At 41.5% G+C, this 16,682-nt stretch carries 8 protein-coding genes; 2 read left to right on the top strand and 6 right to left on the bottom strand.

Going from position 1 to position 16,682, the window contains the following annotated elements:
• Window positions 1-2: 2 nt before the first annotated feature.
• The 6 genes from LH29_RS14750 to LH29_RS14725 all read right to left on the bottom strand — a co-directional run bounded on the left by LH29_RS14750 (window position 3) and on the right by LH29_RS14725 (window position 9,965).
• Window positions 3-1,502 (bottom strand): glycoside hydrolase family 30 protein, encoded by a 1,500-nt coding sequence (locus LH29_RS14750; RefSeq protein ID WP_045031220.1) that lies wholly within the window; start codon window positions 1,500-1,502, stop codon window positions 3-5.
• A 4-nt stretch (window positions 1,503-1,506) separates the two neighbouring features.
• Complete coding sequence (locus LH29_RS14745) at window positions 1,507-2,898, bottom strand: hypothetical protein (RefSeq protein WP_045031219.1); 1,392 nt, start codon at window positions 2,896-2,898, stop codon at window positions 1,507-1,509.
• Between the two features lie 32 nt (window positions 2,899-2,930).
• Entirely contained in the window at window positions 2,931-4,469 is a 1,539-nt protein-coding gene (locus LH29_RS14740) for a RagB/SusD family nutrient uptake outer membrane protein (protein ID WP_157493714.1), read from the bottom strand.
• 101 nt (window positions 4,470-4,570) lie between these two features.
• Complete coding sequence (locus LH29_RS14735) at window positions 4,571-7,546, bottom strand: SusC/RagA family TonB-linked outer membrane protein (protein WP_045031215.1); 2,976 nt, start codon at window positions 7,544-7,546, stop codon at window positions 4,571-4,573.
• 399 nt (window positions 7,547-7,945) lie between these two features.
• The gene (locus tag LH29_RS14730) at window positions 7,946-9,586 is read right to left on the bottom strand and encodes a DUF6377 domain-containing protein (RefSeq protein ID WP_045031209.1); all 1,641 of its coding nucleotides are present in this window, start codon (window positions 9,584-9,586) and stop codon (window positions 7,946-7,948) included.
• Window positions 9,587-9,698: 112 nt separating this feature from the next.
• Window positions 9,699-9,965 carry a DUF493 family protein gene (locus tag LH29_RS14725; RefSeq protein ID WP_232302850.1) on the bottom strand — a complete coding sequence of 89 codons (267 nt, stop codon included), beginning with the start codon at window positions 9,963-9,965 and terminating at the stop codon, window positions 9,699-9,701.
• A gap of 203 nt (window positions 9,966-10,168) precedes the next feature.
• Here LH29_RS14725 and LH29_RS14720 point away from each other — a divergent pair, with 203 nt between their 5' ends.
• Both LH29_RS14720 and LH29_RS14715 read left to right on the top strand, forming a co-directional pair.
• Window positions 10,169-13,039: a ligand-binding sensor domain-containing protein gene (locus LH29_RS14720; RefSeq protein ID WP_232302849.1), complete on the top strand. Its 2,871-nt coding sequence runs from the start codon at window positions 10,169-10,171 to the stop codon at window positions 13,037-13,039.
• 397 nt (window positions 13,040-13,436) lie between these two features.
• Window positions 13,437-16,667: a SusC/RagA family TonB-linked outer membrane protein gene (locus tag LH29_RS14715; RefSeq protein ID WP_232302848.1), complete on the top strand. Its 3,231-nt coding sequence runs from the start codon at window positions 13,437-13,439 to the stop codon at window positions 16,665-16,667.
• Window positions 16,668-16,682: the final 15 nt, after the last annotated feature.

Genomic DNA, 16,682 nt, shown 5'->3' with positions numbered 1-16,682 from the left:
TTTTATTTTTTCCATTGGTATGAAATAACCGATTTAGCAGGCACTTCGTAACTAAAGTGATTGGTGCCATCGTCGAGTGTTATCATTTTTGAGGCCGAATTGCTGTTTAATAGTACGACCGCATAAGTTCCGTCGGTGTTTTCGAATGCCGAGTAGTAAAAACCGGCATCAGAAAAACCTGACGTTCCGATACGCACTGCACCGGGCTTAACAACCGACGACAAATGGCCGATGATGTAATAGTGCGAATTACGCGTAATCGATGAATAGTTGGCTCTGTCGATATCCACAGCGCCATAACAAGTCTGGCATCCGCCTTCACGGTTGGGGCCCCGGTCGCTGTCGAGCATTAGGTTCCACACAATTACTCCTTTACACCAGTTATTTACGGTTCCAAGTGCCACTTCGCGCATATCTTCAATTAAACGATTTTGCAGGTTACGGCCATCATTCCAGGTACCGATAGATGTTTCGGTGAAAATCAATTCTCTTTCGGGAGCTTTTTCGTGAATATCCAAAAGCTCTTCCTTGTTTCCTCCGTAGTTGTGATAAGCGGCACCGACCACGATATCTTCGTCAACTCCTGCGTCGTAAATTTTAACCGGATAATCGTTCTGACCGCCCATGTTATCGTAGTTGTAATTGTGGTCGAACAAATAAATTTTTGTGTTCAACGATGCTGCTTTAAAAGCAGGCACCAGGTTGTTTTTCACAAATTCAAGTTGTTCTTCCCAGCCCATGTACAACGAAGCGGAGTTACCTCTGTTAAGCGGTTCGTTTTGTGGCGTAACCGAGTAAATCTCGATTCCGTACTCCTTTAAAACCTGAATCCACTTTACAAAATACGTGGCATAATCGGCATAATACGCCGGATTTAACTGTCCGCTTGTCCACGAGTTGAAGGGTTGCAAATCGGTAAGATTATTCACTTTCATCCAGCGTGGGCAGGTCCATGGCGATCCCAGAATTTTAAGGTCAGGATTAATGGCCTGAATTTCCTGTAAGATCGGAATCACGTAATCGGTTTCTTCCGAAGTAAGGCCGAAGTTTTCAATTCCTTCGGTATCGCAACAGGTATATTCGCTAAGCGAAAAGTCGGAACAACCGATGGAAATACGAACATAACTGTAGCCCATTCCCTCTGTTGGAGAGAATGTTTCTTTCAGAAACTTCTCCCGGTTATCTTCCGTCATCTGTAACAGGTTATAACAGGTTGAGCCTGTAATTGCCGCTCCAAAACCATCCATGGTCTGGTACCGTGTTTCAGGCTCCAGATTAATGGTTGATGGCGACATATTGCTTTTATCGCTAAAGTCGACCGCTTTTGTTGCAAAATCCTGCGAGCGGGTATTGGTAGTGATATAAAGCGTAACATCTCCTGTTTCCGGTTCCGGTTTAACAGGCTCTTCAATGTCGCTGTTACTATCGTCGCTACAGGCCACAAAACCACAGCAAAGCAGTGTTATCAGCAGAATAAATTTTATATCGAATAATTTCCTCATTTTCTTAAAGCGTTACTTTTTCAATGTTTACCGTGTTATCGTTTAGGTTGATGGTAAAACGATAGTTGGCTGATTCAACAATCGGATCATTCTCACCGTTCGGGATAGTCCAGTCGTTATCGCCCGAAATGATTTGCTCGCCGGTAAACGTAAACTGACCTGCTTTTTTCTCATTTGCCCAGCCGGTATTTTCGAATGGTTTGAACCCGGCAAAATGATCGTGATCACCCGGCGTAAAGAATGTTCCCTGGTAAATGCCATCGCCGATTTGGCGGAACAACACGTAATTCAGCACATTCCCGAAACCCCAGCTGGTATGAACGCGGGTATGGCCCGGATAAACAGCGCCAATTACATCGGTGCTTACGTTTGTTGGATAGCCCAAACCGTAACCACAAGCCAGAAGGTACTGCGGATATGCAGGATTATCAACGCCTACAAAAATGTTTTTACGAACGGGGTTGTAGTAAATGGTGTATTCACCTGTTTCTCCAAGGAACGTTACACGGCTGTCGGCGGTGCGCTCGAAGAAATCGGGATTGTAGATATTCGCAGCATCGCCCAACTGCCCAAACACGGTGTAGGTTTTTCCCTTTTCCAGTGTGCGGGTAAGCGTGCGGAATGCTTCGCCGTTAACATCCTGATTGGCGAATGCAGAAAGAGCCAAATCATCGTCACCCAACTGGCTTCCGGTGGTTGCCGCTGTAAAAGCAAAATTGTCGAAAACGAAAGTTTTTGTGTAATCGGCATCAGGTGTGTATACAAAAGCCGACTCGCCACTTTGGTCGATCATGGCCAGTTTTCCATTTAAATTGCCATACACATCGCCACTGTAGTCAATCGAATAGTCTGAATTGAGCTTTTCAGCGATCTTGTAATTCACCGATGTTTCCAGCGTTAAGTCGTTGCCAACAAACTGATTGTTGTCTGAAGACTCTAAACTAACCACGCTACCGTTGTCGGTAACCAGGTACAGCCGGCTGTATATCGGGCGATTCCCTGTCAGTTCTGTAATTTCCGTACTAACAGAACCTTTAAGCACATTCCGGGCTTCCAGCTTTATCTGAACCGCAGAATTATCGGCCTGATCGGCTAACAAGGGAACATAAATCGCTTGTTCAACCTCATAATCATCACCGGCTAATGGAATTTCGCCACTTACAACAGTTCGTCCTTCCGACACCAGCTCGTAAGCCAACGAAGTAAGCATGGTAGCCGGATCGGTAATTCTTGCCGACAAGGTGATTGAGTCGCCAAATGTAAAGCTCGAAGGGCTAACAGTGGCCGCCTCAATAAAAGGCGTAGATTCTTTTCGGGGGCCGTATTCGTCTTCGCACGAAGCAAATAACAAGGCAACTATCCCGGTTAAAATAAATATTTTATATAAAGGTTTCATTTTTCTCTCTTTTATATTTTTCGGTTTGAATACTAATATCCGGGATTTTGTACCAGGTTTGGATTCTGGTCAATAATACCCTGCGGAACAGGAAGGATATACGAAAGGCTTGTAAACGGATAAACCTGTGCCGGACGTCCTTCGTCTTTGGCGTATACTGCATTCATTACTTCCTCAACTTTTTCTAAACGAACAAGGTCGAACCAACGCTGGCCTTCCATTGCCAGCTCCAGGCGGCGTTCTTTCAGATAAGCCTCAGTAATTGCCTCCTCGCTCGCTGATGCTGATGCAGGTAGATTGTTCAAGCCTGCGCGCTGGCGGGTTTGGTTGATAATCTGAGCTGCGCCACTGTAATCTCCTTTTCCGATCAGCGCCTCAGCTTTTAGCAAAAGAATATCGGCATAACGCATTTTAATTGTACTGTTGTAGGCACTGCGACACTTGTACATAAACGCATAATTATCAGCCGGATAATAGATATTCCAACCACAACTGTAAAAAACAACCGTTTCGGCGTAGCGTTTGTCGCCAACTTCGCTTTGAAAAGCTTTAATCAGATCGCGTGATGGAGTGATCCATTTCGCCCAGGTAAAATAGAAAGTCCAGTCGTTAAGCGGACGACCATACATCCAGGTTGCCCAGTTGGTATTTCCCGGGAAATATTGTGCTTCATAAATGGTCTCCTTTGTGTTACGGGCTTTAGCATCAATTGCCTTATTCTCTTGTGAAGGTGGCGAGTTCGGATCTGTTAGTATTACACCAAACAAATCGCTGTAATCGTCAACCAGTTCATAACCATCAGCAGCCAGTTCATCGGCATATTGAATTACTTTGTCGTAATCGCGTAAAGGTTTTTCGGCATAAACTTTAGCCAACAAAGCGCGGGCAACCGATTTCGAGAACTGTGTTTTATCCTGCGCATCGTTATCAGGTGCATATTGCAAACCTTCCAAAAGGTCGGCTTCAATTTGCTGATATATAGTTAAAGCATCGGTTTGTGGCGGAAAATAAGCCGGGTAAACATCGTCAATGGTTTCTGAAGTAATGTCGCCGGCAACTGTTGTTACCAAAGGAACATTTCCCCAGATGCGAACCATGTCAAAATAGATCATTGCCCTTAATATTTTCGCCTCGGCTTTATACTGAAGCTTTTCAGCATCTGTTAAGGCCGGATCATTTACATCGTCAATAAAACTGATCAAGCGGTTGGCCTGGGCAATATTTCCCATGTGGCTGTTCCAGTCTCTTCTCAGGTTGGTATTCGATCCTTCAATCGAGTTTACCTCGAAAGGTGTAGTTTCAGCGCCTGGTGAACCTGCATAAGCATTATCCGAGTGCGATTCGGCCAGCAATAACATATCGAGGTACCAATGCTCCTGGCTGTTTTTGTACAAATTAAGTAGTGTTTGCCTGTGCGCTAAAACGTCAGCTTTATCTTCAAATACAACCTGAACGCTGTCCTCGCTCACTCCTTCAGTAACATCAGAATAGGTATCTAAAGGATCATAATCCATGGAGCAAGCTGCCAGCAAGGATATGATAAGAATGGATAAAATATATCTTGTCTTCATTTTCATGTGATTAAAATTGTCTATTTATATGGTATCACATGGAACTCGCTGTTTAAACATCTGCTGTAGTGCGAACTATTTCCATGCTCGTTTCATTTGATTTAAAATTCAACATTCAACCCAAAAACAAAAGTCTTACTGTGTGGGTAGGTTCCCCAATCGATACCCTGAACGGCACCACTGTTTCCCCATTGGTTTACTTCAGGATCCATTCCGCTATAGTCGGTAAGTGTTAATAGGTTGGTTGCGGTAACATAAGGTTGCAAACGCGAAACTCCCAGTTTGTTTAAAATTCCGCCACTGAAGTTGTAAGAGAAAGTGATGTCTTTTACACGCAGGTAACTGCCGTCTTCAATAAAATAGCTAGATGGCTGCATAACAAAACCGGCTTTTGGTACATCGGTAATTTGTCCGGGAGTACGCCAGCGGTGAAGCACTTCAGTAGATTGGTTTTTCAAATCGTACATCCCCATCACATCTCCTTTCGAGGCATTAAAGATGTCGTTTCCAACAGCTCCCTGCAGAAACACGTTAACACTAAAACCTTTGTACGAAAACGAGTTGGTTAACCCAAAAGTAAAGGCCGGGTTCGGGTCGCCAATATAAGTTCTGTCTGACGCTGTAATTTTGCCGTCTTCATTTGTGTCGCGGTACATCAGTTCTCCTGTTTCAGGGTCAACTCCATCGCTTATATAACCGTAGAATCCACCCAACGCACGACCTGGTTCGTTACGTACAACACGAATTTGGTGAAAGGCATCAGTTGTTTCAGCATCGTAATAGATCTGCTGTAATTCAAGGCTTTTCAATTCGTTAGTGTTATGCGAAATATTAAAGTCGGTGTTCCAGGTGAAAGCACCTGTAAAGTTGTGTGAGCTTACCGATAACTCAACACCGCGGTTCATCATTTCACCTTCGTTTCGAACAATATTGCTTGATGCTGCAGCACCTGCCGGCAACGAAACATACATCAGCATATCCTCAGTGTGTTTCGAATAATAGTCCATGGCAATCGTCACACGATCAGCAAACAGCGTGGCATCCAAACCAAGGTTAATTTGCGAAGTCGTTTCCCATGTAAGGTCGGAGGTACGAAGGTTAGCCTGCGTAATCAATGGCAAGGCATCTTCCTTTCCGGTTTCGAACCAGGCCTGACGGGTGATGTTGTAACGTTGCAAATAAGCATAGTCGCCAACTCCCGACTGGTTTCCGGTTTGTCCCCAGCCACCTCTGATTTTCAAGTCGTCGATCCAGGTTAATCCCTGCATAAATTCTTCCGACGACATACGCCATGCTGCCGAGAAAGAAGGGAATGTTCCCCAACGATAATCGGGATGTAGTTTAGACGAACCATCTTCACGAATATTGAATGTAAAAAGGTATTTACTTTCGTAATTGTATGACAGACGACCGAAAACCGACATAATTCCCCAGGCCGAAGCACCCGACCCGGTACCGTTCCACGAAATTTTATTTGCCGCATTTAAGGTGTGGATATTGTCATCTTTATAGTGCGAGCCATTAATATAGCTTTGCGACCACTGCGAATCGGTCCATGATGAACCAGCCATTGCCTCAAAATTGTGCTTATCGGCAAAAGTCTTTTTGTAAGTCAGTACATTATCGAAAACCAGTAAAGTATTGGTGCTTCGGGTATCCCAGGCATTTCCCCAGTCATCTCTGTCGGCACCATGTACCGGAGGATTAAAACCTGTTACTTTGCCATTACGACGATCTAAAGTGAACGACGATTTTAACGTCAATTCAGGTAAAAAAGTAATAGTAGAACTACCTGAAGCAATCAGGCGGTTTTCGTTATTCTTATTGTTTTTACCGTTCTCGATCGATTCAATCGGGTTTACAATATTTTGCCCGAAAAAAGTGCGGTTATACAATCCTGTTTCCGGATCGATAATGTTTGAAGCAGTTGGCAGGTTAACTACCGCCAGCACTACACCACCACGGTTTGATCCGGCACCGGTAGTTACTCCGTTGCGGGTATTATCTGAATACGACAGGTTTAATCCGATATTCAACCAGCTACGCACCTGGCTTTCAACGTTACTGCGCAGGTTATATCTACGGAAAAATGCAGAGCTGAGCACCCCTTTTTCGTTCAGATAACCTCCGGAAATAAAGTAGCGCGTTTTATCGTTACCATCCGAAATCTGTAACTGATAGTTTTGAGTGATGCCGGTTCCGTATACTTCATTGAACCAGTCGGTTTGATCAGTAGTACCTTCAGGAATTGCTCCCGGACGAATTTCGTCCATCAGCTCCTTATACTGCGAGGCATTTAACGACTCAATCTGGTTAGCTACACGACTAACTCCAAACTGCGTATTCAACGAAATTTTTGCTTCGCCACTGGCCTGTTTCGTGGTAATAAGTATTACACCGTTTGCCGCTCTCGATCCGTAAATAGCCGCCGATGAAGCATCTTTCAGGATTTGCATACTGGCAATATCCATTGGCGAAAGGAAGTTGAGGTTATCAACCGGAACTCCGTCTACCACATATAAAGGGCTGTTGCTTCCGTTAAACGAAGTAGTACCACGCACACGAATTACCATTTCGCCACCGGGAGCTCCGCTGGGCTGGTAAACGTTAACACCGGCCGCTTTCCCCTGAATGGCCTGCGCTGCCGATACAATCGGACGTTCGTCGATCTCTTTGGTTGAAACTGTCGAAACCGCTGTGGTAACATCTTTTCGGGCAACCGAACCATAACCGATTACCACCACTTCATCCAGTTGCTTTAAGTCTTCTTTCAACGATACATTTATCTCGCTTTGGTTACCCACAGTAACTTCCTGCGAATTATATCCGATAAATGAAAATACAAGAACAGCATCACTACCGGGAACCGTAATCCTGTAATTACCGTTTGGATCGGTAAGCGTTCCCTGCAACGTGCCTTTAATAACAATATTCACACCTGGTAAGGGATCGCCTGATGCATCGCTTACCACTCCTCTAACATCAATTGAATTTTGTGCCTGCACTGAGAGATTAAATCCCAATAACAACACCAAAAAGAAGAGAGGAATTTTAAATTTTAAGAGTCTTGTCCTCATAAAAGAATTTGATTAGTTAAATATTTATTATAAACAGAACCTATTCCCCGACCTGGGAAATAGTCATAGACTTTGCATATAAAAATTAGCTCGAAAGACAAACTTTCATTGCCGTAGTTCTTCATCGTAAAGCTTATCTGTTTTCTCAAGCACAAATCTATGGTTTGAGTCGACCGCTATTTTTTTAAGGGACAGGAAAGTGGATTAATGAGAGACAACAAAATATTCAAAATACTCTATAGCAAGCTCTTGGATCTTTTAGTATGCAAAATAAAAGTGGACCAATTGGAAAGATGAGTGAACGAATAAGGGGGAGTTATGGGAAGTAAAACCGAACAAAATTGATTTCGTTCTTTAAAACAGTAACACCAAACATGACTAAAAACAGATCGCTAACAATTATCGAATTTGTATAATCATATCTTCGAAATCGTTACGGGATTTGGCGCGGTTTTTTGTTTTTGCCCGGTAGTTATAAATGGTATTTACCGAATATCGTAAAAAGTCGGCAATTTGCGAGCTGTTATTAATTCCCAATCGGATTAATGCCAGAATTCGCAATTCGGTATTTAGTAGCTCTTCTTCGTTTAACTCAAACTTTTCTTCATCGAGCAACAGCTCGTTCACCTTTTCGACAAAATGGGGAAATATGCGCAAAAATGCCTTATCAAAATTCCGGTAAAGTTCTTCGGTTTCATCATCCATCATTTCTTGCGAACGGGTAAGCGCATGCAACTCGGCAACCTGGCCGTTGGTTATCTTTTTGTTTACCAAACGACGGAAACCATCCATTTTATCAATATAGGTTGAGCAAAGTTTTATAAAATGTGCGATATAAACCTCTTTAATTTGGTTCGATTCCGAAAGATCTACATTCACGATTTGCAGCTGATCATTTACTTTCTGAAGCTCTGTATTCAGGTTTTGCAAACTCGAATTGGCCTTTTGCAAATACTTTCGGGTCTCAGACAAACGCCTCATCTGGCTGTAAATATAAACAAGCGCAACAGTTAGCAGAAGCCCCAAAATACTGGAGAGTAAAAGGTAATTTTGTAGTTGCCGATTTTTCTTTTCAACGGTTGCCTGGTAAGTTCTGTCGATTAGCGACAATATTCCGGCACTTTGTAAACTCCGGAGACGCGCGTTGTAAAATACCGTTTCGCTCCACGAAAAACGAATGTAGTTGTAAGCACGTTCCATATCGTTTTCCTGAAACAGTATTTCTGCCAGCATCCACAACGAGGCATGGTCTTTTGTTGCAGACAATATATCGGACAAAGCCGACTGAGCCAGGTAATACTTTAACCTATCGGTGTCTTTTATTCTTCGGTAAGTTAACGAACGGTTATAACTGGCTATTGCAAACTCGCGGGTACCCATCGAACTGTTGGCCAATATAGTATCATTTACGCTAAGCGCTTCCTCTATCTTTCCGGCGTTACGCAGTCTTTCCTCTTTTAAAGCATAATACAAATCATTTGTTGAAGAAAGTACATTATACAACGAATCTGTATAACGATTTGATATCTGCCAGTATCGTTCCGCGCCCTTTTTGTTTTGCGTATAAAAAGCTAATTCAGAGTAAACATGCCGGTACGTATCGTAATATTCACTCAGTAAATTATCAGGAACTTTTTCTTTTTCAATGGAAGAAATTAAGTCAACAGCCTCAAGATACATCCCGGTAGAAGCCATCAGATAAGCCAGATTAAGCTCGCTTTCGTATAACAGAGCGGTATTATCCAGGTGTTTGGCAACATCTATATTCCGGTTTTTGTAGTGTATCGCCGAATCGCAAATGTATGGTCGGTATTCATCATACAATTTCGCATTCAGCCGGTACTCCTCAATGGTATTGGGCGAAACCGTACGCAATTGATTCTTCAGCGCCTGAATCCGATCTTCCTTCTGCTGTTGATAAACCTTATGATTTTCGATTGCTGCATCCAAACGGTTCAAAAGTGAATCAAGGGGCGATTGCCCCAGAACCGCACCGGGATATAAAAATACAAGGCAGATGAACAATCTGAAAAATTTCATAAATGGTTATTCCGTTTTCTAAACATGCACAAAATAAACATTTTTCATTTCATTTTCTACATCGTTCCAATTCTTGGAGAACTCGTAATTCTTAAATAATTTCAAATGGAAATTAAAGCACAATCACTCCCTCAATCTTATCCACTTTCTCGGTTATCACAATAATTTGGTCGGCCGATTCCATTAGCGCCACACAGGTAACCGATACGTGTTTCAGATTATCAGTATGTTTAAAGCTTACTTCACCTTCAGTTGGCAGCAAAGCTTTTACCTGATCAACTTTCCCTTCTTCATTCGGAATAATAAACTTAAACATGTATTTCAACGGCCATTTTTCAGATTCCATCAGCCGGTAGCGCAGATTTTTATATTTATCCATTTCCTTATCTTTCACATCCATTTAATAATACAACCCACATTTCTTTTCGTTCACTTTTTAACCTAAAATCTCAATATCTTTTTGGGTTACAAAATTCAAACCGGAGCACAAAGATTAGATTTTTAGCCAAATTTCACCACTTGATATTAATATTGTATTTTAGAAACGTGTTATTAGATAATATCCACCAACAGCCCTGCGATTTGAAAAAGAGTTTACTCATACTGCTTCTCGTTTTCCCTTCACTTGTTTTTTCGCAGGTGAAAAGATTCGGTGTACCCAATATTCTGAATTACCCCAAAGCGGATTACCGGGCCGGCACACAAAACTGGGGTGTTGCGCAAGACCCGAATGGATTTATGTATTTTGCCAACAACCTTGGCCTGCTTCGTTTCGATGGTTTGAACTGGGATTTGTATAATGACTCCTTCACCTCAAATGTTCGATCGGTGTGTATTGATGATGATGGAGTTATTTATATCGGATTAGATGAGGACTTTGGAATTTTTGATCCTAATTCACCGGAAGGCCCGGTATTTAAGAGTTTGACCGATAAGCTGCCTGAAGATATTCCGGAAACAGATGTGATCTGGAAAATATACAACACACAGTATGGGATTGTATTTCAATCATATAGATATATTTTTATTTACAGGGATGATAAAATTGATATAATTAGGCCACAAAAAGCATTTTACTATTCGTTTTATATCAATAACCGGCTCTTTTTTCACGAACCCGGAGTTGGTTTATTCGAGTACATTAACGGATTTGTAAATAAAGTACCATGGGCCGATGAGCTGAAAGATCATGAAATTCAATCGATGGTCAGCTTTTTCGAAAATCATTTGCTCATTGGAACGGCCCAGTCGGGTTGGTTCGAATACAAAAATGGCAAACTAAACAAATGGGATGTTCCGGCCAATACACAAACCGAAAACGATGTTTTGTATTGCGGCATCAAGCTCGATGGAAATAACCTGGCTATTGGCACCATATTAAACGGGCTCATCATTGCAAATTCCGAAGGCGAGATCATTCAGCATTTAAACCTGAATAACGGCTTACAAAACAATACGATTTTAAGCCTTTGCAACGATCGGTCGGGAAATTTATGGCTTGGGCTCGATAATGGAATCGACTACATCGAGCTAAATTCGCCAATCAGTTATACCTCACGTTCTGAAAATATTGGAACAGGCTACTGTGCAGTCATACACGACAACCTGCTATACCTTGGCACCAACCAGGGGCTTTTTACCAAAAAGTTTTCTACTATTGGACAAGACAATAGCGAGGTTTTCAAAATAATTCCCGGTACGGAAGGACAGGTTTGGAGTTTAAAAGTTATAAACGGACAATTACTTTGCGGACACAACCTGGGTACATTTGCAGTAAACGGACGAGAAGTGCGGCAAATCAGCGATGATCCCGGGTTATGGACTTTTATTCAACTAAAAAATGATACCAACTACGCTATTGGTGGTAGTTTCACCGGCATATCCCTGTTTCAATTCGACAAGGGGCAATGGGATTTAAAAACAAAAATAAAGGGGTTTAGCGAATCGAGCCGTTTTCTATCGGAAGATGAGGAAGGAAATATTTGGGTTAGTCACGGAGCTAAAGGGGTTTTCCGCGTTACCTTAAATGCCCAAAGCGATTCGGCAACCAATGTAAAACTTTATGGCGCAAAAGACGGGCTTCCTATCGATCTGATGAATATACTGTTGAAGTTCGATAATACGTGGTGCATCTCAACAGTTGATGGAGTATATAGCTACAATGCCGCGGCCGACCGTTTTGAAAAAAATAAATCGTTAAACGAAATTTTCGCCCCATATAACCGCTTGAAATACATTGAAAAAGACTTTCGGGGAAACTATTGGTACATTGCCGAAACCGAGGTGGGAGTACTGCATAAAAACGATGATACCAGCTACACAAGAATTACAACTCCATTCCAGCAATTACGTAACAAACTGGTGCGCGAATGGGAGTTTTTATATGTGTTCGATTTGAACAATGTATTTTTTGCCACCGAAAATGGTTTTGCACATTATTCTTCGCGAATTGTGACTTCGTATAACCAGGCGTTTAAATGTTTTATTACACAAGTTGATGTTCCCAATCTTGATACCGTTGTGTACCCCGTAAACCAACTCGACCCCACTGAGTTTCCTTTTCAAAAAAACGCCTTTCGTTTCAATTTTTCAGCTCCTTTTTATCAAAATCCCGAGCAACTGGAGTTTAGCTATTTTATCGATAACTACTCCGACTCATGGTCGGTGTGGTCGAACGATAACTACCGCGATTTAACCAACCTGCCCGAAAACGATTATGTGTTTAGGGTAAAAGCCCGAAACAGTTTTAACGTTGAAAGCGATGAAGCTACTTTTTCATTTGTGATCACTCCCCCATGGCACCGCTCAAAAACCGCTACTTACATTTACATATTAATTGTGTTTGTAATAGTTGTAATAATTGCCTGGTTTATTAATAAACGCTTCGAAAAATCGAAACAAAAGGAACGCAAAAAACACGAACAAAAATTACGGGAAAAAGAAAAGGAATTTGAGAAACAAGCTGTACTGGCCGAAAAAGAGATTATACGATTAAAAAACGAAAAGCTTGAAGCACAAAAACTTTCGCTGGATAAAGAATTGGCCAACCAAACGCTTAGTATTGTAAATAAAAATAAGTTCCTGATGAAAATTAACGAGGAACTTAAACGGGTTTCCAATGAAACTTCTGACGGGGCTGTTAAAACAAAAATGGCGATTCTAAAGAAACGTATTGACAAGGAAATCGACAACCAAAATCAGAATCAAATATTCGAGAGTTATTTTGAAGAAGTACATGCTGATTTCTTTGAGCGCCTAAAAGACAAATTTCCTCACTTGTCGCCAAAAGATTTGCGACTGTGTGCGTATATCCGAATGAATATGTCGACCAAAGAGATTGCCACTTTGCTAAATATTTCTGATCGTGGGGTAGAAATCAGCCGTTATCGCCTTCGTAAAAAACTTGATTTATCGCGCGATGTTAACCTATCTACATTTCTTATAAATCTATAAGCAACAAGCAAAATGCTGTATAACACAATTTAACCTGAGGTACCTCACCTCCTATATTCAAAATCCTTTTTGCCTCATTTACTGTTTTTTACATTTCCCATGATGTGTTTTTGATGTAATCCTAAATTACATGTGAGAAATTATTGTGATGCTATTTTATTGGGAGCATAAGTTTCATAAATGAATATTTGTCTTATCCAAAATTTGAATTTTATCATTTTAGGAGACAGTCAATAATTATTTAACTAATCACAATTTCTATGAAACTAAAGCTTGGTCTTATCAAAACCTCCAGCATTTTATTTCAAATGAATAAGAAGAACGAAGTATTGAAATTACACATTTAATGTGTGGCATTTCAGTATGTACTATTAAAACTATTATCAAAATTAGATCTATGAAAGAAAAACTAGTAATGAGAAAAATGCTCCTGTTATTTGTGGGTACATTTTTCGTCTTGGGGGCATTTGCCCAGGAAGTTGTTCTTAAAGGTGTTGTAACCTCTTCTGATGATAATCAGCCCTTACCGGGGGTGACTATTACAGTAGAAGGAACCACAAACGGAACAGTTACGGATTTTGATGGAAACTATACATTAACAGTTCCATCAAATGCGATACTTGTGTATTCTTATATCGGAATGAAACCACAAGTTATCGAAGTTGAGGGAAGAACTGAAATCAACGTACAACTCGACCCCGATTTGTTTAGCGTTGATGAAGTAGTGGTTGTTGGTTACGGTGTACAGAAGAAAGCTTTAACCACTGGTGCAAACTTGAATGTTAAGGGTGAAGATATTGCCGAGCTGAATACTGGTTCAGCTATGGAAGCTTTACAAGGAGTTGCTGCCGGTATTAGTATTACACGAAACAATGGTGCGCCAGGCGCAGGAACCCGAGTAACAATTCGTGGTTTGGGAACCATAGGTAATTCAAATCCTTTATATATTGTTGACGGTGTTGCAGTTGGCGACATTGACTACTTGAGTCCTTCTGACATTGCGTCGATTGATGTATTGAAAGATGCGGCATCCGCAGCCATCTACGGTTCGAGAGCTGCAAACGGAGTTGTGTTGGTAACCACTGTAAAAGGTAGCGAAGACCGACCAGCAAAAATTACTTACGACGCTTATTATGGAATTCAGAATATATACAAGAACCTGGATCCGTTAACTGCCCAGGAGTATATGTACATCATGGACGAAGGCCGGGTTAACGATAATAAAGCGCCAATGGATTGGCAAAAAGAAATTACCGGAAACAACTGGCTTAGAAGCAACTATGGCGACGCATTAGCTGACCAGTTAGGTAATGATGTGTGGGGAGCACTTCAAAACGGCTGGGAAGGCACCAATTGGATAGATGAAATTACCAGCAGCAATGTTCCAATGCAAAGTCATGCTTTAAACATTACCGGAGGAAGCAAAGATATTACCTACTCTGCAGGGGTTTCGTATTTCGATCAAAAAAGTATTATCGGAAGTGAAATTACAGATGCCGGATACAAAAGATTAACAGCGAGGTTAAATACAGAAATGGTATTGAAAAAGAATAAGAATCACAATATTATTACTGTTGGTGAAAATATCACCTATACCAATACTGAAAACAGAAGTGCCAGAACCGGTAACATATACTGGAATGACTTGCACAATGCACTGGTTCAGCACCCGTTAATGCCTGCTTACTGGCAACCAGCTATTGACAATAACATCAACGAATTTGGTTTTACACCAACCATGGATGACGTAAACCAGGCAACCAACCCAATTGCCTCTATGTACTATGCTACTAACTACAACTATGGCAAAGGAAATCGGGTTGTTGGAAACGTTTATGCAATAGTTGAACCTATTAAAGACTTAAAATTAAGATCTTCTTACGGACTAGATGCATGGTTTGGCTGGGGCAGATCGATGAATCCTACTTACCGATTAGGAACACTCTATACCGATGCCACTGACGGAGCTTCTCAAAACCAATACCTGGGAAGTAACTGGACATGGACAACCACACTTTCGTATGATCGCAAGATTGGAGACCATGACATAACAGGTTTAGTTGGATACGAGCTACTTCAAAACGACATAAATATGGAAGTAGGAGGCTCACGAAATAATTTATTATTCCCTGGAGATCCTCGCTATGCCTACATTAATAATACCGAAAGTCCGGCTTCAATTAGCGACATCAATACCTGGGGAGCTGACTGGGCTGCCGGCGGTGGCGGTTTAATGTCGTACATGGCAAGAGCTCAATACAATTATAAAGAGAAGTACCTGCTATCGGTAACAATGCGTGCTGATGGTTCTTCTAACTTTGCCAAAGGAAACCGTTGGGGATATTTCCCATCAGTATCTGCAGGATGGGTACTGACCAGCGAAGACTTTATGGAAAGTACTTCTTCCGTTCTTGATTTCGCTAAAGTGCGCGTAAGCTGGGGACAGAACGGTAACCAGTCAATCGATAACTTTATATACTCTTCACAAATAACCTATGCTTTCCCTGGCTATTTCTTTGGAGATACAAAACCGGTATCGGGAACAACAGCATATCCATCGAAAGTTCCAAACCCGGATGTAACCTGGGAGACTTCGGAGCAGTTGAATATCGGGCTTGATGCCAGATTATTGGATTCAAGACTTGGTATTGCGTTAGACTGGTACAAGAAAACCACAAAAGACTGGTTGGTTGTTGCACCTATTTTGGGTACTTCTGGCGCCGGTGCTCCTTTTATTAACGGAGGAGATATTGAAAATAAAGGTTTTGAAATGGTATTAAACTGGAGCGACAATATCAGTGATTTCAAATACAGTGTTGTTTTAAGCGGAGCACGTAATAAAAACGAAGTAACACGAATTGCCAATACCGATGGTATTATTCACGGACCTTCTCACGTATTATCGCAAGGTACAGCCGAGGTTTCAAGAGTAGAAGTAGGATACCCAATTGGTTATTTCTATGGATACGAAACAGCTGGTATCCTGCAGAACCAGGATGAAGTTGATGCTTATGTAGGACCAGACGGAACACCTTATTTCAACGACCAGCGTCCGGGTGATGTTCGCTTTGTAGATAAAAACATGGACGGTATAATCGACGAGAACGATAAAGGCTATCTGGGAAATCCTAATCCTGATTTTGAAATGGGATTGCAGTTAAACCTTGCGTACAAAGGATTTTACGTAAATACCACTTTAGCCGGAAAATTCGGAATGCAGGTAATGCAATCATACCGTTCATTTGCTGATAGTCCAACTCAAAACTACACCTCATCTGTTTTTGAACGTTGGCACGGCGAAGGTACTTCTAACAAAATGCCACGATTATCTTCTGTTTCGAACCGAAATCAGCAATACGTTTCTGACATTTATATGCACGATGCAGACTATTTAAGAATCAACAACCTGACATTTGGATATGATTTTAGCAAATTACTTTCAAGTTTTGATGCTGTTTCAACGCTAAAAGTATACGCTGCAGTAAACAACCTGCACACTTTCACAAGCTATGATGGAATGGATCCTGAAGTTCGTTTCGGTCATGATGCCGGCTGGGCATCCGGAATTGACCTCGGATTATATCCATTACCAAGAACAGTGATGTTTGGATTAAGTGTTGCCTTTTAATTCTAAAAATTGATG

This window comes from Draconibacterium sediminis (assembly GCF_000949475.1).
GTDB lineage: Bacteria > Bacteroidota > Bacteroidia > Bacteroidales > Prolixibacteraceae > Draconibacterium > Draconibacterium sediminis.
The sequence above is the reverse complement of the archived record's forward strand: the minus strand, read 5'-3'. Positions and strand labels throughout refer to the sequence as shown.